General features: G+C 66.5%; 20 protein-coding genes and 1 tRNA gene. 11 read left to right on the top strand and 10 right to left on the bottom strand.

Annotated features, from left to right (window positions below):
- Positions 1-9 precede the first annotated feature (9 nt).
- Both ACFXN1_RS37510 and ACFXN1_RS37505 read left to right on the top strand, forming a co-directional pair.
- Positions 10-447 carry a nucleoside deaminase gene (locus ACFXN1_RS37510; protein ID WP_364624918.1) on the top strand — a complete coding sequence of 146 codons (438 nt, stop codon included), beginning with the start codon at positions 10-12 and terminating at the stop codon, positions 445-447.
- 54 nt (positions 448-501) lie between these two features.
- Positions 502-589 (top strand) — tRNA-Ser (locus tag ACFXN1_RS37505).
- A 215-nt stretch (positions 590-804) separates the two neighbouring features.
- Here ACFXN1_RS37505 and ACFXN1_RS37500 read toward each other — a convergent pair.
- On the bottom strand, positions 805-1,371 hold the full coding sequence (locus tag ACFXN1_RS37500; RefSeq protein ID WP_379393195.1) for a TetR/AcrR family transcriptional regulator: 567 nt from the start codon (positions 1,369-1,371) through the stop codon (positions 805-807).
- Positions 1,372-1,459: 88 nt separating this feature from the next.
- On the opposite strand from ACFXN1_RS37500, the gene ACFXN1_RS37495 reads away from it, so the two are divergent.
- Positions 1,460-2,569: an FAD-dependent monooxygenase gene (locus ACFXN1_RS37495; protein WP_379437213.1), complete on the top strand. Its 1,110-nt coding sequence runs from the start codon at positions 1,460-1,462 to the stop codon at positions 2,567-2,569.
- Positions 2,570-2,644: 75 nt separating this feature from the next.
- Here ACFXN1_RS37495 and ACFXN1_RS37490 read toward each other — a convergent pair whose 3' ends face one another.
- Positions 2,645-4,972 carry an MMPL family transporter gene (locus tag ACFXN1_RS37490; RefSeq protein WP_379393199.1) on the bottom strand — a complete coding sequence of 776 codons (2,328 nt, stop codon included), beginning with the start codon at positions 4,970-4,972 and terminating at the stop codon, positions 2,645-2,647.
- Between the two features lie 222 nt (positions 4,973-5,194).
- Here ACFXN1_RS37490 and ACFXN1_RS37485 point away from each other — a divergent pair, with 222 nt between their 5' ends.
- The 5 genes from ACFXN1_RS37485 (at position 5,195) to tgt (ending at position 11,535) form a co-directional block, all read left to right on the top strand.
- A complete protein-coding gene (locus ACFXN1_RS37485) occupies positions 5,195-5,782 on the top strand; it encodes a TetR/AcrR family transcriptional regulator (RefSeq protein ID WP_379437211.1) in 588 nt (195 codons plus the stop codon).
- 37 nt (positions 5,783-5,819) lie between these two features.
- Positions 5,820-6,380, top strand: a complete 561-nt coding sequence (locus ACFXN1_RS37480; protein ID WP_379393203.1) for an RrF2 family transcriptional regulator — start codon at positions 5,820-5,822, stop codon at positions 6,378-6,380.
- Positions 6,381-6,488: 108 nt separating this feature from the next.
- Entirely contained in the window at positions 6,489-8,222 is a 1,734-nt protein-coding gene (locus ACFXN1_RS37475) for an ABC transporter ATP-binding protein (RefSeq protein WP_379393205.1), read from the top strand.
- Entirely contained in the window at positions 8,219-10,186 is a 1,968-nt protein-coding gene (locus ACFXN1_RS37470) for an ABC transporter ATP-binding protein (protein WP_379437210.1), read from the top strand. The genes ACFXN1_RS37475 and ACFXN1_RS37470 overlap by 4 nt, the downstream gene beginning before the upstream one ends.
- A 98-nt stretch (positions 10,187-10,284) precedes the next feature.
- Complete coding sequence (gene tgt / locus ACFXN1_RS37465; RefSeq protein ID WP_379421224.1) at positions 10,285-11,535, top strand: tRNA guanosine(34) transglycosylase Tgt; 1,251 nt, start codon at positions 10,285-10,287, stop codon at positions 11,533-11,535.
- 36 nt (positions 11,536-11,571) lie between these two features.
- Here the strand turns inward: tgt and ACFXN1_RS37460 are convergent, their stop codons facing one another.
- Positions 11,572-12,351, bottom strand: a complete 780-nt coding sequence (locus ACFXN1_RS37460) for a queuosine precursor transporter (RefSeq protein WP_379437245.1) — start codon at positions 12,349-12,351, stop codon at positions 11,572-11,574.
- A gap of 72 nt (positions 12,352-12,423) precedes the next feature.
- On the opposite strand from ACFXN1_RS37460, the gene ACFXN1_RS37455 reads away from it, so the two are divergent.
- Entirely contained in the window at positions 12,424-12,969 is a 546-nt protein-coding gene (locus ACFXN1_RS37455) for a DUF4190 domain-containing protein (RefSeq protein WP_379437208.1), read from the top strand.
- Positions 12,970-13,117: 148 nt separating this feature from the next.
- Here ACFXN1_RS37455 and ACFXN1_RS37450 read toward each other — a convergent pair whose 3' ends face one another.
- The 3 genes from ACFXN1_RS37450 to ACFXN1_RS37440 form a co-directional block, all read right to left on the bottom strand.
- Positions 13,118-13,930: an RDD family protein gene (locus tag ACFXN1_RS37450; RefSeq protein ID WP_379437207.1), complete on the bottom strand. Its 813-nt coding sequence runs from the start codon at positions 13,928-13,930 to the stop codon at positions 13,118-13,120.
- A 50-nt stretch (positions 13,931-13,980) separates the two neighbouring features.
- Complete coding sequence (gluQRS, locus tag ACFXN1_RS37445; protein ID WP_379437243.1) at positions 13,981-14,886, bottom strand: tRNA glutamyl-Q(34) synthetase GluQRS; 906 nt, start codon at positions 14,884-14,886, stop codon at positions 13,981-13,983.
- Between the two features lie 173 nt (positions 14,887-15,059).
- Positions 15,060-15,557 (bottom strand): DUF309 domain-containing protein, encoded by a 498-nt coding sequence (locus tag ACFXN1_RS37440; protein WP_379393215.1) that lies wholly within the window; start codon positions 15,555-15,557, stop codon positions 15,060-15,062.
- 394 nt (positions 15,558-15,951) lie between these two features.
- Between ACFXN1_RS37440 and ACFXN1_RS37435 the strand changes: the two genes are divergently transcribed.
- A complete protein-coding gene (locus ACFXN1_RS37435; protein ID WP_354838731.1) occupies positions 15,952-16,161 on the top strand; it encodes a DUF397 domain-containing protein in 210 nt (69 codons plus the stop codon).
- A 99-nt stretch (positions 16,162-16,260) separates the two neighbouring features.
- Here ACFXN1_RS37435 and ACFXN1_RS37430 read toward each other — a convergent pair whose 3' ends face one another.
- Complete coding sequence (locus ACFXN1_RS37430; RefSeq protein WP_379437205.1) at positions 16,261-17,880, bottom strand: cytochrome bc complex cytochrome b subunit; 1,620 nt, start codon at positions 17,878-17,880, stop codon at positions 16,261-16,263.
- Between the two features lie 97 nt (positions 17,881-17,977).
- On the opposite strand from ACFXN1_RS37430, the gene ACFXN1_RS37425 reads away from it, so the two are divergent.
- Positions 17,978-19,387 (top strand): wax ester/triacylglycerol synthase domain-containing protein, encoded by a 1,410-nt coding sequence (locus tag ACFXN1_RS37425; RefSeq protein ID WP_379463814.1) that lies wholly within the window; start codon positions 17,978-17,980, stop codon positions 19,385-19,387.
- A gap of 154 nt (positions 19,388-19,541) precedes the next feature.
- Here ACFXN1_RS37425 and ACFXN1_RS37420 read toward each other — a convergent pair whose 3' ends face one another.
- From ACFXN1_RS37420 to ACFXN1_RS37410, 3 genes are all read right to left on the bottom strand, one after another.
- Entirely contained in the window at positions 19,542-19,967 is a 426-nt protein-coding gene (locus tag ACFXN1_RS37420) for a hypothetical protein (RefSeq protein WP_379387585.1), read from the bottom strand.
- Positions 19,968-20,025: 58 nt separating this feature from the next.
- Positions 20,026-20,769, bottom strand: coding sequence for a DUF2637 domain-containing protein (locus tag ACFXN1_RS37415; protein WP_379437242.1), 744 nt, complete (start codon positions 20,767-20,769; stop codon positions 20,026-20,028).
- Between the two features lie 421 nt (positions 20,770-21,190).
- On the bottom strand, positions 21,191-21,319 hold the full coding sequence (locus ACFXN1_RS37410; protein ID WP_379437202.1) for a hypothetical protein: 129 nt from the start codon (positions 21,317-21,319) through the stop codon (positions 21,191-21,193).
- Positions 21,320-21,581 lie beyond the last annotated feature (262 nt).

The following is a 21,581-nucleotide window of genomic DNA, read 5'->3' as shown; positions in this document are numbered from 1 at the left end:
GACGAGGCGATGATGCGGGCCGCCATCGCCGCGGCAGCTGCCGCCGACCCGCGCGATGTCCCCGTCGGCGCGGTCGTCTTCGATGCCCAGGGCCGGGAGCTGGCGCGCGCCGCCAATGCCCGTGAGGCCCTGGGTGATCCGACCGCCCACGCCGAGGTCCTGGCCCTGCGCGCCGCCGCCCGGGTGCTGGGCGACGGCTGGCGCCTCGAGGGCGCGACCCTGGTCGTCACCCTCGAACCGTGCACCATGTGCGCCGGCGCCCTGGTCCTCTCCCGTATCGGCCGCCTGGTCTTCGGCGCCTGGGAACCCAAGACCGGTGCCGTCGGCTCTCTCTGGGACGTGGTCCGTGACCGACGTCTCAATCACCGCCCCCAGGTCCGCGCCGGCGTCCTCGAACCCGAATGCGCCGCTCTCCTCGCCGATTTCTTCGATTCCCACCGCCCCTAGCCCTCTCTCCAGGCGATTTCAGGATCCGGCGGGTGCTCAGGTAAAGTCACCAGCGGTGGCGTGTCCGAGCGGCCTAAGGAGCACGCCTCGAAAGCGTGTGAGGGGTAACCCCCCTCCGAGGGTTCAAATCCCTCCGCCACCGCTGAGGAGCCCCTCACCTGTTCCGACAGGCGAGGGGCTCTTTCCATGTCCTCCATACGCGCGATCACCCTTTATTCGGACGACAAGGCTGGGTTGAGGTCGGCCGCCCCGGATTCCTTGCGGCGCGGGACTTTCCGCGCGAGCCGCTTCTGATCCAGATCGCTGGGGATCCAGCAGAAACCCCCGCACCGGGAAACCGGTTCGGGGCTTGGTTTTTCAGGGGCGGAGGCCGTCGAGGAGAAGGTCGAGGACGCGGTTGATCGCGGCGGGGTAGGGCTCGGTGGGGGCGGCGTAGATCTGCAGGGTCATCAGGCGGGCGATGTCTTCGGGGGTGACGTCGGGGCGGAGGGCGCCTTCGGTGTGGGCCCTCGCGGTCAGTTCCGCGATGCGGTCCGTGATGGTGGTGCGGACTTCGGTGAGGGCGGGGTCGGACTTGATGTCGGCGTGGAGGGTGGGTTCGATGGCGGCGGCCAGGGCGCCCAGGCGGAGTTCGGCGCATTCGCGGAGGATGTGGGTGAGGGCTTGCCAGGCGGTGGGGGATTCGCGGTCGGCGGTGGCGGCCAGGTCGGCGAGGGCCGAGAGGTAGGAGTGGGCGGCGGCGGTGATGAGGGCGCCGCGGTCGGGGAAGCGGCGGTAGAGGGTGCCCACACCCACACCGGCGGCGTCGGCGATGTCTTTCATCGAGACGCTGACGCCCTGCTCGCGGAAGACCTGTTGGGCCGCGGTCAGGATCTGGTCGCGATTGCTACGGGCGTCGGCTCTGAGCTCGGCCGTTGTCCTCACCTCCGATAAAACTGGACGAAAATCTTCCGGTTAGCGTACCTTTTTGGAAGTGGACGAAAATCGTCCACTTGAATCGAGGGTGATGACGATGAGCAGGACGGTGCTGATCTCCGGGGCGGGCATCGCGGGATCGACCCTGGCGTACTGGCTGGGGCGCGACGGCTTCGACGTGACCGTGGTGGAGCGGGCGGGTGCGCAGCGGTCCAGCGGTAACCCGATCGACGTGAAGGGACCGGCTGTCGATGTGGCCGAGGGTATGGGGGTGATGCCGCGGCTGCGGGCGGCCGCGTCGCGGGTGGAGCGAATGAGCTTCGTCGATGCGGCGGGGCGGGAGCGATCGAGGTTGCGGCTCAGCGCTTTTCAGGGTGGCGCGGGTGACCGCGAGATCGAGCTCGCGCGCGCCGATCTGGCTGCCATTCTCCTCGACGCGGCTCGCGACCATGCCGAAATCCGCTGGGCCGATTCGATTTCCGGGATCACGCAGGATTCGGACGGCGTGGATGTCGTCTTCGAGAACGGCGCAGGTGGGCGCTATGACTACCTGATCGGGGCCGATGGCCTGCACTCGAATGTTCGTCGGCTCGTCTTCGGCGCGGAGGCCGAATTCCTCCGCCACCTGGGCATGTACGTGGCGACCCTGCCGGTGGACCGGGCCTTCGGCGACGAGCGCGAGGTGGTCATGTTCAACCGCCCGGGACAGGCCATCACCGTGCACCCTTCGAAGGGAAAGGCGATGGCGGCCTTCATGTTCCGCCATGACGCGATCCCGGGCCTCGGCCACCGCGATCTCGACGGGCACAAGCGGCTCATCGCCGACACCTTCTCCGGGCCGATCGGCATCTTCGGCGGCCTGCTCGACCAGTTGAAGGCCGCCGACGACCTCTATTTCGACTCGGTGAGCCGAGTCCGGTTGCCGCGCTGGTCCGATGGTCGCGTCGCCCTGCTCGGCGACGCCGGATCCTGCCTCTCCCTCTTCGGTGACGGCTCCACCCTCGCCATCGCGGGCGCCCACACCCTCGCTGAGGAATTGACCCGCACTCCCGGTCGCCCGCACACCGCCTTCGCCGCCTACGAACAGCGGCACCGGAAACTGGTCGAGCCCAGGCAGCGCGGTATGCGCGCCGCATCGGCGCTCATGGTGCCCGCTACTTCCGCGGGCATCGTGGTCCGCAATGCCGTCACTCGTTTGCTGCGGTGAAACGAGCGGTGACACAAAAGAACTCGGCCCCCACCCGGGGAATCGGGTGGGGGCCGAGTGGATTTCGTGCGGAGGTCAGCCGACCGTGACGGGCTGCTTGTCCTCGACGGGGGTGGCGGACTGCTTCAGCTCGGCGAGCTTGGCGCCTTCCACGTCGATGTCGGGGAGGATGCGGTCCAGCCACTTCGGGAGCCACCAGGCCCACTTGCCCAGCAGGGCGAGCAGGGACGGGATGAGGACCATGCGGACGATGAAGGCGTCGAAGAAGACACCCGCCGCCATGGCGAAGCCCATGGACTTGGCCACCACGTTGTCGTCGAGCATGAAGGCGCTGAACACCGAGATCATGATGATGGCGGCGGAAGTCACGACGCGGGCGCCGTGGTGGTAGCCGCTGATCATGGCGTCCTTGGCGGACTTGCCGTGCACGTACTCCTCACGCATGCGCGTGACCAGGAAGACCTGGTAGTCCATGGCGAGACCGAAGACCAGGCCGATCAGCATGATCGGCAGGAAGCTCACCAGCGGGTGCGCCTCCACCAGACCGAAGTGGCCCTCCTGGAAGATCAGCACGGTCGCGCCGAAGGTGGCCGCCATGGAGAGCAGGAAGCCCAACGCGGCGGTCAGCGGCACCAGGATGGAGCGGAACACCAGGAGCAGCAGGATGAATGCCGCGCCGGCCACGATCGCCAGGTACGGAATGATCTTGTTCAGCAGCGCCTGCGAGACGTCCGCGTAGATGGCGGTGGTACCGGTGATGCCGTACTCCATGCCGTACCGGTCATGGAACTCGGACTCGGCATTGCGGGCGTTCTTGACCAGGTCCTTGGTCTCCTGGTTGTTCGGCCCGGACTTGGGCACGCCCATGAACATGGCGGCCTGCTTGTCCTCGCTGGGCCGGGCCAGGGTCAGGTAGTCCATGCCCGGGTAGGAGGCCAGCTTGGAGCGCAGCGCGTCGAGGGCCTCGGTGCGCTGGTTCTCCGGCGTCTTGCTGAGGTCGACGGCCACCAGCAGGGTGCCGTTGGCGCCCTCGCCGAAGCCCGCGGTCTGCAGGTCGTACGCCTTGCGGACGGTGGTGTGCTCGGGCATGGAGTCGCCGCCGGGCAGACCCAGCTGCAGGTTCACCGCGGGCGCGGCCAGCAGGCCCAGCAGCACGATGGAAATGCCCAGCGTCAGCGCGGGCGCCTTGCCGATGAGGCGGGCGAAGCGCATGCCGTTGGTGACCGAGTTCTCGTCCTCGGGATCGTGCTTGGCGACCAGCGGCAGCTTCGGCTTGAACAGGAAGCGGCCGAACGCGCCCATCAGCGCCGGCATCAGGGTGACGGCCACCAGCACCGCCATCGCGGCCGAGACCGCGCCGAAGATGCCCATGTAGGTGAGGAAGCTGACACCCACGAAGCTCAGGCCCGCCAGCGCGATGATGACGGTCAGCCCCGCGAAGATGACGGCCGAACCCGCGGTGCCGACCGCGGTGCCCGCGGCCTCCTCCGGCGAATTCGACACGGCCAGTTCGTGTTTGTAGCGCGAGACGATGAACATGGCGTAGTCGATGGACAGCGCCAGGCCGATCATGGAGGCCAGGATCGGGGTGAAGGTCGGCACGGTCAGGAAGTGGGTGCCGAACATGATGATGGAGATGGCGGTGCCGACACCGACGAGCGCGGTGAGGATCGGCACGAAGGCCGCCACGATCGCGCCGAACGCGATCACCATGACCACCAGCGCCACCGCGATGCCGATCAGCTCGGAGGAGCCGTTCGAGCCGCCCGGATCCTGCGCGATCGAACCGGTGAGCTCGACCTGCAGCCCGGCCGCGCGCGCCTCGTCGCCCACCTTGTAGGCGGCGTCGCGGTCGGCCTGCTTGATGTCGGAGAACTTCGCGATGGTGAACTTGGCCTGGACCGTCGCCACCGAATCCGGGTTGGTCTTGTTCAGCACGTTCAGCGGCGCGCTGGAGCAGATCGCGGAGAAGTTCGGGTTGGAACGGTCGCTGCCGAGGCAGTCGATGCCGGCCTGCTGACCGATCTTCTCGGTGGTGTCGATGGGGTTCATCAGCGGCGACGACTTGTCCACGATGGGCAGGTCACCGAGCTTGGTCAGGAACTGCGACAGCGCGGCCTGCGGCCCGGGATCGGTCAGCTTCTGGCCCTCCGGCGCGGCGATCACATAGGTGGCGCTGACGGCATTGGGGTCGAACTCCTTGGATGCCCCCGGGAAATGCGCGTCGAGGATTTCCGTGGCCCGCTCCGAAGGCAGGTTCGGCATGGTGAAGGAGTCCTGGAACGGCTTGGCGAGGGCCCCGCCGAGTCCGCCGATGACGAGTAGCGCGGCGATCCACGCCGTGATGACTATCCATTTCCGGCGGAAGGCGAACTTTCCCCACCGATAGAGGTATACGGACACGAGGGGTTCTCCTGGGCGATGGTTTGTGCGGGCGAAAACAGGGTGCTGGTGTGCGAGCGCGTAGACAGCACTGCCGCCGGGAGCTCTGCGGGCTCCCCGCCTCCACGAAACTAAAATCTGCCTACCGTGCGGTAGGTAGACTACCGAGCGGATAAGCGGAGGAACAACCTCGACTCTAGGTGGCGTTGATCGCACACCGAGCGCGGGTGAGAGGATGAGAACATGGGTGGCCAGGTCGGTTCCGGAACAATTGTCGCAGGTAGAAGCACCAAGGATGCGATCCGGGACGCCGCTCTACAGCTGTTTTCGACCAAGGGGTTCGATCACAGCAGCCTGCGCGAGGTCGCCGATGCGGTGGGAATCACAAAAGCCTCGCTCTACTATCACTACGCCTCGAAGGTCGATCTTCTGGTAGCGATCATCGAGCCGATGTTCGACGAAGTGCGCGATCAGGTCGAAGGGCTCGATGACATTCCGCACACTCCCGAGAACGTGCGCGAGATGATCCGCCGGCGCCTGCAGTCGACGCTGGCCAACCGTCAGGTCGGCGTGCTCTGCATGCGGGACACCGTCGCGATCGTGAATGCCCTCGGCAACCGCTATCCCGACATGATCGAACTGCATCACCGCATGTGCCGCTGGATGGCCGGGCCCGATGCCGACGATGACACCCTGCTGCGCGCCGCCGCGGCCATGCAGGTGCTCAGCACCGCGATGATGTCCCAGGAGATCGTGCCCGACGCCGATGCCGATCACGTCGAGACGACATTGTTGAATGCCGCACTCGGCGTGCTGAATCCGGCGCGATAGGGTTCTCGCTCACCACCGATCTGTCTCAGGAGTTCTCGTGCACATCACCGCGAAGGTCGATTACGCGGTGCGCACCCTTGTGGAAATCGCGAAGGCACAACCGGATTCGGTGAAGGCCGACGCCATTGTGGCCGCCCAGGACATTCCGCCCAAGGTGCTGGAATCGGTGGTGGCGGATCTGCGCAAGGGCGAACTGGTGGTCAGCCGCCGCGGTCCCGACGGCGGTTATCGCCTGGCCCGCCCGGCCGCCGAGATCAGCATCGCGGATGTGATTCGCGCGGTGGAGGGTCCGCTGGCCTCGGTGCGCGGGCAGCGGCCGGAGGATGTCAGCTACCCGGGTGCGGCCGAACCGCTGCAGCGGGTGTGGATCGGGCTGCGGGTGAACATCCGCTCGGTGCTGGAGCGGATCACCGTCGCCGATATCGCCCACGATCTGCTGCCGTCCTTCCTGGACGAGCTACTGCACGATCCGGATGCCTGGACCCGCCGTCCCCGTCCCGCGGGCGGACCGGTCGCGGCCGGATCGGCGTCCAATGGCGGATCGCCGAGCGCGCCCGCGGCGGGCGGGTGGCGAGATCTGGATCAGCCCGACATCTGAGCGAACCTGCCGAGAGCGGCCGATCCGCGCCGTGACCCGGGCCGTTGCCCAGCAGTGCCGCAAAACGTCGCGGCGAGCTCCGGAGGATGACGGTAGCCTGCCACCATCATGTTGATCCGACTTCTACGCACCTTCCTCTGGCCCTACCGCAAGCAGTTGGCGGGGGTCGTCGTGCTCCAGCTGATCTCGGTCATCGCCATGCTGTACCTGCCCACGCTGAACGCCGACATCATCGACAACGGCGTCACCAAGGGCGATATCGGCTATATCTGGTCCACCGGCGGGTGGATGCTGCTGGTGACGGGCATCCAGATCGTCGCTCAGGCCGTCTCGGTGTACCTGGGCGCGCAAGCGGCCATGGGCGCGGGCCGCGATATGCGCGCGGCGCTGCTGCACCGGGTCGGCACCTTCTCCGCGCGGGAGGTCGGCGTGTTCGGCGCGCCGTCGCTGATCACCCGCAACACCAATGACGTCGGCCAGGTGCAGCTGCTCGTGCTGATGAGCGCCACCATCCTGGTGATGGCGCCGATCATGTGCATCGGCGGCATCTTCATGGCGCTGCGCGAGAGCTTGCAGCTGTCGTGGCTGCTGCTGATCGCGGTGCCGGCGCTGGGCCTGTCGATGGCCTTCATCATCAGCCGCATGGTGCCGGGCTTCCGGCGCATGCAGGAGCGCATCGACGCGGTGAACCGGGTACTGCGCGAACAGATCACGGGCATCCGCGTGGTGCGGGCGTTCGTGCGGGAGCGGCAGGAGACCTGGCGCTTCGGGGTCGCCAATACCGAGCTGACCGAGCAGTCGCTCTATGTCGGCAAGTACATGGCCCTCATGTTCCCGGCCGTCATGCTCATCTCGAACATCACCACGGTCGGCGTCATCTGGTTCGGCGGCCACGCGATCGACAACGGGGAGATGCAGATCGGCTCGCTCACCGCGATGCTGGCCTACATCATGCAGATCCTGATGGCGGTCATGATGGCGTCCTTCCTGGCCATGATGGCCCCGCGCGCCGCCGTCTCGGCCGAGCGCATCGGCGGAGTGCTGGACACCGAGTCCTCGGTGTCGGAACCGCGGCTGCCGCAGCCGTTCAAGGGTGATCCGGGCACGGTGGACCTGGCCTTCGCGGAGTTCAAGTTCCCGGGCGCCGAGAAGCCGGTGCTGCGGGCCATCCGGTTCGATACCCGGCCGGGCACCACCACCGCCATCGTGGGCGCGACCGGTGCCGGAAAGACCACGCTGATCAACCTGATTCCGCGGCTGATCGATGTCACCGACGGCGCGGTCTACGTGGGCGGCACCGACGTCCGGCACCTGCCCCTGGAGACACTGCGCTCCGAGATCGGCCTGGTGCCGCAGAAGGCGTACCTGTTCTCCGGCACCGTGGCCTCCAATCTGCGCTACGGCAAGCCGGACGCCACCGATGCGGAGCTCTGGCACGCGCTCGAGATCGCGCAGGCCGCCGATTTCGTGCGCGAGATGCCGCAGGGCCTGGAAACGCCTGTGGCACAGGGCGGTACGACCGTCTCCGGTGGTCAGCGCCAGCGTCTGGCCATTGCCCGCGCGCTGGTGCGCAAGCCGCGCATCTACCTGTTCGACGACTGCTTCTCCGCCCTCGACGTCGCCACCGACATGCGGGTGCGCGAGGCGCTGCGGCCGGAGACCTCGGACGCGTCGGTCATCATTGTGGCGCAACGGATCTCGACGATCCGCGACGCCGATCAGATCGTGGTGCTGGAGGACGGCGCGATGGCCGGCATCGGCACCCACGAGCAATTGCTGCGCGACTGTCCCGAATACCGCGAGATCGTGGAATCGCAGTTCAGCGCGGAGGAGGTGCGATGAGGCCCGGAGCCGTCAATCCCGGTGCGCCGGATGCCAAGGCGAAGTCCTTCGGCCCGTCGCTGAAGCGCCTGCTGCGCATGCTCGCGCCCGACCGGATCTATCTGGTCGTGGTCTTCCTGCTGGCCGTGGGTTCGGTGGTGCTCAACACCCTGGGCCCGCAGATCCTCGGCAAGGCCACCAACCTCATCTTCGACGGTGTGGTCGGCAAGCAGCTGCCCCCCGGGCAGAGCAAGGACCAGCTGGTCGAGGGGCTGCGCGCGAACGGCAACAACACCTTCGCGGACATGCTGTCCAGCATGAACGTGATTCCCGGTACGGGAATCGATTTCACCGCGGTCGGCCATGTGCTGGCCGGGGTGCTGGCGCTCTATATCGGCGCTTCGGTGTTCGGCTGGCTCGAAGCCCAACTGCTGATCATCGTGATCAACCGGACCGTGAAGCGGTTGCGCGCGCAGATCGAGGAGAAGATCCACCGGCTGCCGCTGCGCTACTTCGACTCGATGCCGCGCGGCGATGTGCTCTCCCGCGTCACCAATGACGTCGACAATGTGGCGCAGACGCTGCAGCAGACCATGTCCCAGCTGATCATCAATGTGCTGTCGGTGATCGGCATCCTGATCATGATGTTCTGGATCTCGTGGCTGCTGGCCCTGATCGCGCTGCTGACGGTGCCGCTGGCGGTCATCGTGACCGCGCAGATCGCCAAGCGCTCCAAGCCGCACTTCGTGGATCAGTGGAAGCTCACCGGCGAGGTCAACGCTCAGGTCGAGGAGGCGTTCACCGGGCACGAGGTGGTCAGCGCCTTCGGCCGGGTGCGGGAGGTCGGCGAGAAGTTCGACGAGACCAACGACAAGCTCTACAACTCCTCGTTCAAGTCGCAGTTCATCTCCGGCCTGATCATGCCCGCCATCATGTTCCTGGGGAATCTGAACTACGTGCTGATCGCCGTGGTCGGTGGTCTGCGGGTGGCCTCGGGCAATCTGTCGCTGGGTGAGGTGCAGGCGTTCATCCAGTACTCGCGCGGATTCACGCAGCCGCTCACCCAGATCGGCTCGATGATGAACCTGCTGCAGTCGGGTGTGGCCTCGGCGGAGCGGATCTTCGAGATCCTCGACGCCGAGGAGCAGTCGGCGGACCCGGATCCGGAGGATTCGCGGCCGGTGGATCGTGGCCGGGTGGCGTTCGAGGACGTGTCCTTCCGCTACGAGCCGGAGACGCCGATCATCGAGGATCTCTCGCTGGTGGCCGAGCCCGGGCACGTGGTGGCCATCGTCGGCCCGACCGGCGCGGGCAAGACCACGCTGGTCAATCTGCTCATGCGGTTCTACGAGGTGGATTCCGGCGCCATCACCATCGACGGCGTCGACATCACCCGCATCACCCGCGACCATCTGCGGTCGCGCATGGGCATGGTGCTGCAGGACACCTGGCTGTTCGGCGGCACCATCCGGGAGAACATCGCCTACGGCAATCCCAGCGCCACCGAGGAGGAGATCCTCGAGGCCGCCCGGGCCGCCTACGTGGACCGGTTCGTGCACGCGCTGCCGCACGGGTACGACACCGTCATCGACGAGGAGGGCTCCGGCGTCAGCGCCGGTGAGAAGCAGCTCATCACCATTGCCCGCGCCTTCCTGGCCAAGCCGTCCATCCTGATCCTGGACGAGGCCACCAGCTCGGTCGACACCCGCACCGAGCTGCTGGTGCAGCACGCCATGGCGGCGCTGCGCCGGGATCGCACGAGTTTCGTGATCGCGCACCGGCTTTCGACGATCCGCGATGCCGACACCATCGTGGTGATGGAGAAGGGCAGGATCGTCGAGCAGGGGACGCACGAGACGCTGCTGCGGTCCCGGGGCGCGTACTCCCGGCTCTACAACGCGCAGTTCGCCGCCGCCCTCACCGATGGCGAGGGCAACAATGTGGACGATCCGGAACCCGATGCCGTGGTGCTCAGCAAGAGCTGACGGCTCGATCGTCCGCTGAGGACGGTCCCTCGCCCGGCCTGGCCCGCACCCAATGGTGCGGGCCAGGCCATTTTTCGCCGGGTGAGAGGATGGCTTGCGTGTCTGCTGCTTCGGAGTTCTCGTTCAAGGTCGGTGCGCGCCTGGAAGGGCGGCACGGCCGAACCGGTGTGATCAGCACTCCGCACGGTGACATCGCGACTCCCGCCTTCATCCCGGTCGGTACCAAGGCCACGGTCAAGGCGGTGCTGCCCGAGACCATGAAGGAGCTCGGCTCGCAGGCCCTGCTGGCGAACGCCTATCACCTCTACCTCCAGCCCGGCCCCGACATCGTGGACGAGGCCGGCGGTGTGGCCGAGTTCATGAACTGGCACGGCCCGACCTTCACCGACTCCGGCGGCTTCCAGGTCATGTCGCTGGGTGTCGGCTTCAAGAAGGTGCTGGCCATGGAGTCGGTCGGCGTGCAGAACGACGATGTGATCGCCAAGGGCAAGGAGCGGCTGGCGCACGTCGACGACGACGGCGTCACCTTCCGCTCGCACCTGGACGGCTCCAGGCACCGCTTCACGCCCGAGGTGTCCATGGGCATCCAGCATCGGCTGGGCGCGGACGTCATGATGGCCTTCGACGAGCTCACCACGCTCATGAACACCCGTGGCTACCAGGAGGAATCGCTGGAGCGCACGCGGCTGTGGGCCCAGCGCTGCCTCGACGAGCACGAGCGGCTCACCGCGGCCCGCTCACACCGGCCGTACCAGGCGCTGTTCGGCGTCATCCAGGGCGCGCAGTACGAGGACCTGCGCCGCAAGGCATGTCGCGATCTGGAGGACCTGCGCGGCGCGGCCGGAACGGGATTCGACGGCTACGGCATCGGCGGCGCACTGGAGAAGCACAATCTGGGCACCATTGTCGGCTGGTGCTGTGACGAGCTGCCCGAGGGCAAGCCGCGGCACCTGCTCGGCATCAGCGAGCCGGAGGACATCTTCACCGCGGTGGAGAACGGCGCGGACACCTTCGACTGCGTGAATCCCTCACGCGTGGCCCGCAATGCGGCGCTGTACACCGACGAGGGCCGCTTCAATATCAATACGGCCCGGTTCAAGCGGGACTTCACGCCCGTCGATGCGACCTGCGACTGCTACACCTGCGCCAACTACAGTCGCGCCTACATCCACCACCTGTTCAAGGCGAAGGAGATGCTCGCCTCGACGCTGTGCACCATCCACAACGAGCGGTTCACGGTGCGGCTGGTGGATCGGGTGCGGGAGAGCATCGACGGCGGGTATTTCGACGACTACAAGAACGAGTTCCTCGGCCGTTGGCGCGGCCGCATCAAAGCCCCTGGCCTGTAGGGGAATTCGATCCGGCCGCGCCGAAAGCCGGTCGCGTCACTCGTAGATGGCGGAGCGTTCACGCGGGCGGTACGAGGGCTCGCGCTTCTTCAGGAAGGCGATGCAGCGGTAGCTGATCGGCAGCACCATCATCTCGACGAGGGTCTTCCAGATGAAGCCCACCAGGGTGTAGTTGATGTAGTCGCCCCAGGTGTGGATGCCGATGGCGGTGGCGGCGATGGAGCAGAACACGAAGGTGTCGCCGAATTCGCCCGCCACGGTGGAGCCCAGCAGCCGCGCCCACAGGTGCTTCTCCTTGGTGCGCTCCTTGATGAGCACCAGGGTGACGGAATTGAGGAACTGACCCACGAAGTAGCCCGCGATGCCGGCGAACGCGAGCTGCGGGGTGTGGCCGAGCACGTCCCCGAACGCCGAACCGTTCTGATCCAGGTCTCCGGTGGGCAGCTTGATGACGATCTGGAAGCAGACGATCATCAGCAGCAGCGCGCCGAACCCGTAGTAGACGATGCGGCGGGTCGCGCGGAACCCGTAGACCTCGCTGAGGACGTCGCCGATGACGTAGGCGAGCGGGAAGAGGAAGAATGCGCCGTCCATGGTGAGCGGCAGCACGGTGATGGGGCCGAAGGACACATGGTGTCCGGTGAAGAATTGGACGCCTTTGGCGACACAGACGTTCGAGATCAGCAGGACAGCGGTGAAGGCCACTGCCACCGGTGTGAAATATCCCCCCGCCGCGTCCGCGAATGCCGCGTGTGCGGGCGTGGGGTGCCCAGATCGGTCGGTGTCGACCTTTTTCTCGATGTCACTCTTTTCGATTTCACTCACGCTGAAAAGTATCCCTGCCTCGACCGATGGGTATGGACCGATGGGTTGCCCTAGGCTGAGCGAATGACGAATCCCGGCGATTCCGACGAGTGGTGGAAGCAGTACGGCGGTGAGGGCGTGACGCCCGAGACCCCGCCCGCAACGCCACAGCAGCCGGCGCCGCCCCCGGCCGGCTACACCTCAGCTCCGCAGTACCAGAATCCGCCGCTGACCCCGCCGCCGCAGCCGGTGTATCCGAATTATCCGCCGCCGCAGGCGAATCCGACGCCGTCCTATCCGGCCGCCGGGCAGCAACCCCCGGCCTACGGGTATCCGGGCTATCAGCCCTACGGCTACGGTCCGCCGGTGCAGCAGACCAATTCGCTGGCCATCGCCTCGCTGGTGGTGTCGATCATCGGCGTGCCGGCCATGTTCTTCTGCGCTTTCCTGCCGGTCGTCTCGATCGTCGGCCTGGTGCTCGGCATCGTGGCGCTGAACCAGCTCAAGAGCACACAGCAGCAGGGCCGCGGGCTGGCGCTGGGTGGCGTCTGGGTGGGCGCCATCAGCATCGTGATCGGTCTCGCGCTGTTCCTGATCCTGATCATCGCGGGATCGACCGGGTCGTCCTGACGAAAGGCTTTGCGCAGCAATGAATAAGGACTGTGCGCAGCAATGAATAAGGACTGTGCGCAGCAATGAATAAGGGCTGTGCGCGGCAATGAAAATGGGGACGCATCCGTCGGGATGCGTCCCCATTTCGCGCTCAGCGGAGCCGGGCTCAGCCCTTCAGCACCTGCGTGCCGCCCGCGAACTTGTCGTGCCAGCCCTGCTTGTTCGGGTCCTGCTCGATGGTGACGGCGATGTAGATCGCCATGCCGAGACCGATCAGCCAGCCCAGGCACGGGATCAGCTGGACGACCACGTACAGGTTGCGCTTGGCCGAGGTGGCCGGGTCGAGCGGGCCGCCGCCGGGGCCGACCACGCGCAGGCCCAGCAGCTTCTTGCCGAGCGTCTGGCCGCCCTGCTGGGTCTCCATCAGGATGAAGTAGCCGAACAGGATGATCGGCAGCAGCACGTCCCAGGCCCAGGCGATGCTGTTGGGCAGCAGCGCCGCGATGATGCCGCCCGGGATACCGATGATCAGGCCGTCGATGATGCGGGCGGCGAACCGGATCCACAGGTCACCCGGCTGCGCGCCACCGAAACCGCCGGCGCCGAACCCGGGCTGGCCGCCGCCCGGGTAGGGCTGGTACGGCTGCTGGCCATAGGGCTGCTGCTGGCCATAGGCGTCGGACGGACCGAACGACTGCGGCTGCTGCCCGTACGGGTCGGGCTGCTGTCCGTAGGGCTGCTGGCCGTACGGCTGCTGCGGCTGCTGGCCGTAGGGGTCGGGCTGCTGTCCGTAGGGCTGCTGCGGCTGCTGGCCGTAGGGATCGGACTGCTGTCCGTAGGGCTGCTGCGGCTGCTGGCCGTAGGGGTCGGACTGCTGTCCGTAGGGCTGCTGCCCGTACGGCTGCTGGGGCTGATGCGGCTGCCCGTACGGCTGGCCACCCTGCGGATACTGGTTGGGGTCGTACCCACCGCTCGTCATTGTTTCGCCGTCCTCGTCGAATTCGTTCGGGATCTGGTCGAGTGCGTACGTTACGGATACGAACTGGGTTGCAACAACCCGTCGGGGTCGAGTGTCCACGGTTCACGTGGGAGGTTTTCCGGATCGAATTGTGCCAGCAAGGCGGACGGCGTAGTTGCGCCCGAGTAGCCCAATGACGCCGCGAGCAGTCCCAGCACGTGTTGCGGGGATTCGCCGAGGACCATCCGGTCGCGCAGGGTGACAGCGCCGTCGCGTTTCGCGAGCCGTTGCCCGGAAGTGTTGAGTACCAAGGGGACATGGGCGTATTCGGGTACGGGCAGCCCGAGCAGGGTCGCCAGATACGCCTGTCGTGGTGTGGAGGGCAGCAGGTCGTCGCCGCGCACCACCTGGTCGATGCCCTGCTCGGCGTCGTCGACCACCACCGCGAGGTTGTAGGCGGGGGTGCCGTCGCCGCGCCGCAGCACCAGATCGTCCACCGCGCCACGGTATTCGCCGAGCAGGCGGTCGGTGACGGTGAATTCGCCGACCTCGGCGCGCAGCCGCAGCGCGGCGGGCCGGCCCGCGTCGCGCCGGCGCTGTTTCTCGTGCTCGGTGAGGTCGCGGCAGGTCCCCGGGTAGGCGCCCATCGGGCCGTGCGGGGCGGTCACCGCCTGCTGGATCTCCTTGCGGGTGCAGAAGCATTCATAGGTATGGCCGTCGGCGGTCAGGCGCTCGATGGCGGCGGCGTAGAGCGGCAGCCGCTGCGACTGCCACACCTCCGGCGGATCCCAGTCCAGCCCGATGGCCGCCAGATCCTCCAGTTGCCGCTGTGCCGCACCCTTTTTCACCCGATCCAGGTCTTCCACCCGCATGAGGAATCCGCGGCCGGTGGAGCGGGCGAAGAGCCAGGCCAGCAGTCCGGTGCGGAGGTTGCCCAGGTGCAGGTCGCCGGACGGGCTGGGCGCGAAGCGGCCCACGCCGCGCGTGGTCGGACCGTGGCCGGGGTGGGGATCCCGACGGCCGGTTGTTGCTGTGGCGGGGTCGGTGGGCACGGTTGTCGATGGTAGTTCGCATACTTTGCAGCGCCGCTGGTCCTTCGCCTTCTTGCGGGCGCACACACCGGGTGCGGTGTGACAGCGGGCTTGTGAATTCAGTGTGGGATTGTGAGCCGGGGCCGAAGATCGTTGTCGGAGATGGGTTTTCCCTGGTCGAGCGCGGTGAGCAGGGCGTGCGCGCGGGCCTCCAGGCCGGGTGTGTCGATGTCGTAGGGCGCGGGTCCGTATGCGGCGAGCCGCTGTGCCGCGCGCTCGAGCAGGGTGCGCGCGCCCTTCGGATTCCCGCGCTGAATGTGGGTCAGTCCAACGGCAAACTGCGCGAGACCCTGCCACAGCGATTTCTCGGCGAACGGACCGCTCTTCCAGGCGGCCTCGAGGACCTCATGGGCGTTGAAGGCCAGGCCGTCGTCGAGCAGGCGCTGGGCGTAGTCGAGGGTTTCGAGGGGCGGCAGGTCGAGATCATCGGGTATGCGGGGGATGCCGGCGCTGCCGAATGGGAGGGGTCGCCCAAAACGGTCACGAGGTCGGGCATTCCGGGCGCGTCCGTTCTCGTCGCGGTCCCGTCCGGTGTCGTCCTGGGTCGGCTGGGGCATACACTCCATGATTCCCCATGGCCGGTGCCGGCGGCGCGCGCGGAGTTTGCCTGCGGGTGCGCGAATGGCTGGGTAACGGAATTCGGACTTCTGAAATTGAATAGCCTCAAATTAAAGCAAATTCTGTGCAAATAATTAGCTGGCTAACCTTGCTGCAAATTTGCTGGTTGAAAACGAAAGAATGCGATCTCCCTATGACGAACCCTGCTAGGGTTTAGCGCGGGAACGGCCATCGGGGGTGCATTCCCATCGCGAAGTGCAGAGAACGGGTTGTACGGAGCGTTTGCGTGCGACCCGAAGCACACCTGGGATTCGTGATCAGGGATGGATCCCGAGGTCGCCAAGATCGATGCCAGCAAGATTCCAAGCTTGACGCAGAAAAGGAGCTAGTACCGTGAAGGTGGATTTCACCGGCGCCGTGTGGCGCAAGAGCAAACACAGCGGGCCCAACGGCAACTGCGTGGAGGTCGCTTTCCTCGGAGACGGCAATGTCGCGGTCCGCGACAGCAAGGACCACGGTGGCGGGCCGATCCTGGCCTTCACCCCCGGTGAATGGGATGCCTTCGTGGCGGGCGTCTCCGATGGCGAGTTCAAGCGGGCCTGACCGCTGCACCACCGGGAAAAAAATTGAAGCCCCCGAGTCCCGGAGACTCGGGGGCTTCGCTCTGCGTTCAATTTGCCCTCCGCTTCGCTCCGGGCGGTTTCAGTGGGCGCGGTCTTGGACCTTGCGCAGCACCGTCAGCTGCGCGTGCTCGGCCGCATGATCGTTGGTGGCGTTGAGTTCGCGTTCCTCGGGCGGATCGGCCCAGAAGAACGCGCCGGTGCCGGGGCGGCCGGCGATCCCGAGTTCGTTCATCTTCCGGGGTACCCGGGCGCCCTGATACGCCAGGGGAATCGGGTGGCCGTGCTCGTCCGCCGGCCCCAGCGGCTGGTGCACCTCGATGTACTCGCCGTGCGGAAGTCGTCGCACCACACCGGTTTCGATGCCGTGCTCGAGCACGCTGCGGTCGGCGCGCTGCAGACCCAGGCACAGCCGGTAGGCAATGGTGTAGGCCAGCGGCGGGACGGTCAGCAGCGCGATGCGGAAGGCCCAGGTGGTGGCATTGAGCGAGATGTCGAACTTGAAGGCGATGATGTCGTTGACGCAGGCCAGGGTGAGGATCAGGTAGAAGCTCAGCGACATGGCCCCGATGGCGGTGCGCACCGGCACGTCGCGCGGCCGCTGCAGCAGGTTGTGCCGGGCCCGATCGCCGCTGAGCCGCTTCTCGATCCACGGGTAGGTGATGATCAGCGTGAAGATGAGCGGCATGAACAGCGCCACCGAGAACGCGCCCGGGACGGTGTGCCCGAAGGGATAGGCCTCCCAGGCCGGGAACAGGCGCAGGAAGCCGTCGGTCCACATCATGTAGAAGTCGGGCTGGGTGCCGGCGGAGACCTGAGAGGGGTTGTAGGGCCCCAGGTTCCAGATCGGATTGATCTGCAGCAGCCCGCCCATGAGCGCCAGCACGCCGAGGGTGAAGGCGAAGTACGCGCCCTGGTCCAGCGAGAAGACCGGCACGATGCGGGTGCCGATGACGTTCTTCTCGGTGCGGCCCGGGCCCGGGTACTGGGTGTGCTTCTGGTACCAGACCAGCGCGATGTGAACTCCGATGAGCGCCAGCATGATTCCGGGGAGCAGCAGCACGTGCGCGATGTAGAGGCGCGGGATGATGATGCTGCCGGGGAAGTCCCCGCCGAACATGAGCCAGTGCAGCCAGGTGCCGATCACCGGGCTGCCCAGGGTGATTCCGGCGAAGGCGGCGCGCAGGCCGGTGCCGGAGAGCAGGTCGTCGGGCAGCGAGTAGCCGAAGAAGCCCTCGAACATGGCCATGATGAACAGCAGTGCGCCGATCACCCAGTTGGCCTCGCGGGGCTTGCGGAAGGCGCCGGTGAAGAAGACCCGGCACATGTGGATGATCATGGCCGCGGTGAACAGCAGTGCGGCCCAATGGTGCACCTGCCGGACGAAGAGTCCGCCGCGGACGTCGAAGGAGATGTTCAGCGCGCTCTCGTAGGCGCGCGACATGGTGACCCCGCGCAGCGGCTGATAGGCGCCGTTGTAGGTGACGTCCTGCATGGACGGGTCGAAATACAAGGTCAAATAGACGCCGGACAGCAGCAGAATGATGAAGCTGTACAGCGCTATTTCACCGAGCAGGAACGACCAGTGTGTCGGAAATACCTTGTTGATCGATCTTTTGAGGAATGCGGCGCCTTTGTAGCGCTCGTCCATGCCATCGGCTTGTTGCGCAAGTCGACCGGCGAGCCTGCTGGTGGTTGCCATCGCGGTCACCCCGCCCCCGGGAGAATGGTAAGGCTTCTACTACAAACGGTAGCACCCGGAGCCACTGCGCCGTACGGTGTTTCGTTATGGTCATCGGGTGAAATCCCTGGCCGCCCGGGACGCCACCATGTACTGGCTGTCCGCACGTACCCGCAACGACCTGTTCCTGCTCTACTGCTTCGCCGACACCGGCTGCGAGGCCGGCGAGCTGCGGGCGGCCGTCGCGAGCCGGGTGGTCCACATTCCGGATTTGCTGATACGTGTGCTGGATACTCCTGCAAATATTGCGTATCCGATTTGGGCGACTTGCGAATTCACGAACGAGCAGTTCGTCGACCATCATCTCTCCGACGCCACGTGGGTGAATGTCACCGCCGCCGTGGGCGATCTGCTCGGCGCGGGCCTGAATGCGAACGACCGCCCGTGGCGACTGCACGTGTTCCGAAATGTCCGGGAAGTCCCGGGATTCGCTACCGGAGAGTCCGCCCTGGTAGTGGTGATCCAGCTATCCCACGCCCTGGCCGATGGCCGCCGCGCCGCCGCCATCGTGCGAGCGTTGTTCAGCAGCAGTGAATTTCCGGCATCTACCTCCGGAGTTCGCTCGGGCCGGCCCGTCGATCGGTTCCTGCCGCGCAGCCTTCGTGATGCGGTGACGAGCGCCCTCGCCGCTTCTGTTGCGCTGCCCGGCATCCCGATCGGCATGGCGCGCACCGTCGTTCGCGGTCTGGCCGCCGCCCGCGCCCAGCGCCGGCTGGCCGAGCTCACGGCGGCGGGGGAACTGCCGCCACCCGCACCCGATACCGAACCGACGGCCTTGAACGGCACCGGCGCACCGCCTGCCGCGCATATCGTGCGCATGCTGGTGTGCGACAAGAATCGGCTGCGGGTACCGGACCACTCGATAACGGTGGTGACGCTCACCGCCATTTCCCTCGCGTTGGAGACCCATCTCTCGGAGCGCGGCGCCGCGGTCGCCGAGCTGCGCGCCCAGGTCCCCATGGCGATCGCCACCGCAGCAGACGGCCGCAACGGCTACCGCGACCTGTCGGTGGATCTGGCCGTCGCCGCACCCCTGCCGCGCACCCGCGCCGACCGCATCGCCGCCGACCTCGCTGCGCGCCGCACGCGCGCCGCACATCCACTCCAGGACGCGCAGGATTCGGTGACCGCCGTCCTCCCCGCCCCGCTGCTGCACCATGACGTGATGCACGCCCCGATAGACGTGCTCCCCGAACGAGTTTCGGGTCATACCGTCGTCTCCAGCGTCGACCGCGGTCCGGCAGACCTCCGATTCGGCGGCGGCGCAGCCCGATTCACGGCCGGCTTCCCAGCCCTCGGCACGGTCATGCACCTGACCCACGGCATCCACGGCCTCGGCGACACGGTCACCGTCTCCATCCACGCGGACCCCGCGGTAATCCCCGACGTGGACCGCTACAGCGCCCTGTTGGATTCGGCGATCGACGAGATCACCTGCGCATTGCGGGAATCCGGGGCCACAGGCTGACCGGAGCTGGATATGTCGCGGGGCTGGATATGCGGAAGGCTCCGGCCGGACCGAGTCCGGCCGGAGCCTTGCGGGCCCAGCAATGCTGCCTGTTTGCCCGGATCACCTCTGATGCTTTCGATCAAGCGAATGGATCGTCGAGTTCAACGGCGGATCAGACCATACCGTTGACCAGCGGATGCTCCGAGACGCCCTCGGGGACGCCCCACTGACTATGTGCGAGTGCTTCGAAAACGCAGATCAACAACAATTTTCGGGCGCGATGCCCGGAATTGACTTCGGATTCGACACCGGATTCCTGGCTGCGCATACTGACCACCGGGCCGCGCCGCGGTCCGGGCTCGGACAGCATCCAGAACAGTTCCGGCCCCATCAGTGTCGAACGTCCGCCCGTCTCGCTGAACCACCGACCGGAGTATTCGATCATCAGATCGGTGAATGCTTCGACGTTGCCGACTGCGTCGGTGAACTGTGTCATCGCACCCGATCGGTCCAGACTGTTCTGGATGATCGAAGCCAGCCGGCTCGCGATTTCCCGGAACTGATCTACTCCTTGGTCCTGCCACATGGTCATCGCCATTCTTCGCTCCAGAGAGGGTTCAGAGGTGACTGAGGGGTCGATCGAGCTGCATCCGCCATTACATTTGCGCGGCGGTCATCGAGACCTGGGGTCGTTCGACGGCGTCCGGCGCAGCTGACCTGTGTTGTGCGCCGATGCCTGCGGTCTGCCCTCGGGAATATCCGGGCCCGATGGATTCGAGCGGGTAGAGCCTGGGCTGACGCGCTGCAAAGGGTTCCGCGGAGCGCTCCAGATCCGGTGAGGCGAACGACTCGGCCTCGAGCTCGGTGGCCTCGAGGCCGGCTTCGGGCTCGACGGCCTCGAGGTCGGGCTCGCGCTCGGTGGCTCCAAGCCCGGTGGCTCCAAGGCCGGTGGCCTCGCGCTCGGTGGCCTCGAGCTCGGCTGCGAGCTCGGCCGCGACCTGCTTGCCGCGTTGCCAGAGCATCAACGTGAGGTGCACCGCGAACAGCATGGTCAGCGGCATGCCGGCGTAAATGAACATGGCCACGACACCGCCACCGATCTCGTGGGCGTACTGGATATTCCCGGCAATCGAGAGCATGGTCGAAAGAACGAACAACACGGTCGAATACCACCAGCCCACGCTCCATTGCCGGAACGAGGCGGTGGCGATGATCGAACCGATCACGAGGCCGTCGATGGCGATCGGCACATTCGAGGCCAGGTCGGGCGGTACCAGATTGCGTATCGAGAGTTGGTGCAGGGCGGCGAAAGACATTTGAAATGACTTGACTGCTACTACGCCCGCGACAATTAGCGAAGCATGTGCCAACCGGGGTCTGAACGAACTCAGTCGTCCCATGACGCCCCCCGCCCTGTGCAGCGCGGGCGCTTGCACGTCGCCATCTGTGGATCTCGCGGATGTGATCTCCATCATGGCGGCGAGGGTACTGTGCGGCCGGTCCCCGGTTTGTGCACCGCGCCAGTTTCAGATTCGGTGCTGCGCGGCCGCGCACAGTCGTGCTCTCTACAGTTAGCCGTCGATTAACTCGAATCCCAAGGGCTGCAACACATCACGCCTGGCCGCACCAATCGGGCCGGCGCAAGTACCCAACCAGTAGGTGTTTCGTGCCAATCATCCGTTTTGGTCGGTCATCTCGTCGCGCCCTGACGAGAACCCAACTGCAACTTGGCCAAAGCCCATCGGCCCCGGGAGGGGCGTGCCGCCACCGACACCACGAAAGTCATTGTGCCCGCGATGAACAGCGCTGATGTGGGCACGATCAGCAGCAGGACACCGGCCAGTACGTGCCCGCGATCCGTGCGAGCCGGCCGTTGAGACCCGTAGCCGCGACCAGCGCGTGCCGCTGGTCCACGTTCACCAGATCGGGCACCAGAGCGCGAGAAAGCATCGAAGACCGCGGCCAGCACGCCGAGCAGCACCGCGGCGCCAAGCATGGCGGCAATGCCGCCGACACCATGAACGGCACCGGTTCAGCGATGGCGACCGCACCCACGACCGCCGGGCCGGGATATGCGGAAGGCCCCGGCCGGACTAAGTCCGGCCGGGGCCTTCGAAGCGGAGGATAGGGGATTTGAACCCCACCTCTGACCAGCGAAAACGCCCCTGACCTGCGCGAACGCGACGCCACAAGACATCTCGATACGTCTCGC

The organism is Nocardia sp. NPDC059154, from assembly GCF_042755705.1.
In the GTDB taxonomy this organism is placed as follows: domain Bacteria; phylum Actinomycetota; class Actinomycetes; order Mycobacteriales; family Mycobacteriaceae; genus Nocardia.
The sequence above is the reverse complement of the archived record's forward strand: the minus strand, read 5'-3'. Positions and strand labels throughout refer to the sequence as shown.

Coding starts and splice junctions, on each gene's coding strand:
- ACFXN1_RS37510 (WP_364624918.1), top strand. CDS start 10: ATGATGCGGGCCGCCATCGCCGCGGCAGCTGCCGCCGACCCGCGCGAT.
- ACFXN1_RS37495 (WP_379437213.1), top strand. CDS start 1,460: ATGAGCAGGACGGTGCTGATCTCCGGGGCGGGCATCGCGGGATCGACC.
- ACFXN1_RS37485 (WP_379437211.1), top strand. CDS start 5,195: ATGGGTGGCCAGGTCGGTTCCGGAACAATTGTCGCAGGTAGAAGCACC.
- ACFXN1_RS37475 (WP_379393205.1), top strand. CDS start 6,489: ATGTTGATCCGACTTCTACGCACCTTCCTCTGGCCCTACCGCAAGCAG.
- ACFXN1_RS37470 (WP_379437210.1), top strand. CDS start 8,219: ATGAGGCCCGGAGCCGTCAATCCCGGTGCGCCGGATGCCAAGGCGAAG.
- ACFXN1_RS37455 (WP_379437208.1), top strand. CDS start 12,424: ATGACGAATCCCGGCGATTCCGACGAGTGGTGGAAGCAGTACGGCGGT.
- ACFXN1_RS37450 (WP_379437207.1), bottom strand. CDS start 13,930: ATGACGAGCGGTGGGTACGACCCCAACCAGTATCCGCAGGGTGGCCAG.
- ACFXN1_RS37440 (WP_379393215.1), bottom strand. CDS start 15,557: ATGCCCCAGCCGACCCAGGACGACACCGGACGGGACCGCGACGAGAAC.
- ACFXN1_RS37430 (WP_379437205.1), bottom strand. CDS start 17,880: ATGGCAACCACCAGCAGGCTCGCCGGTCGACTTGCGCAACAAGCCGAT.
- ACFXN1_RS37420 (WP_379387585.1), bottom strand. CDS start 19,967: ATGGCGATGACCATGTGGCAGGACCAAGGAGTAGATCAGTTCCGGGAA.
- ACFXN1_RS37415 (WP_379437242.1), bottom strand. CDS start 20,769: ATGGGACGACTGAGTTCGTTCAGACCCCGGTTGGCACATGCTTCGCTA.
- ACFXN1_RS37410 (WP_379437202.1), bottom strand. CDS start 21,319: ATGCTTTCTCGCGCTCTGGTGCCCGATCTGGTGAACGTGGACCAGCGG.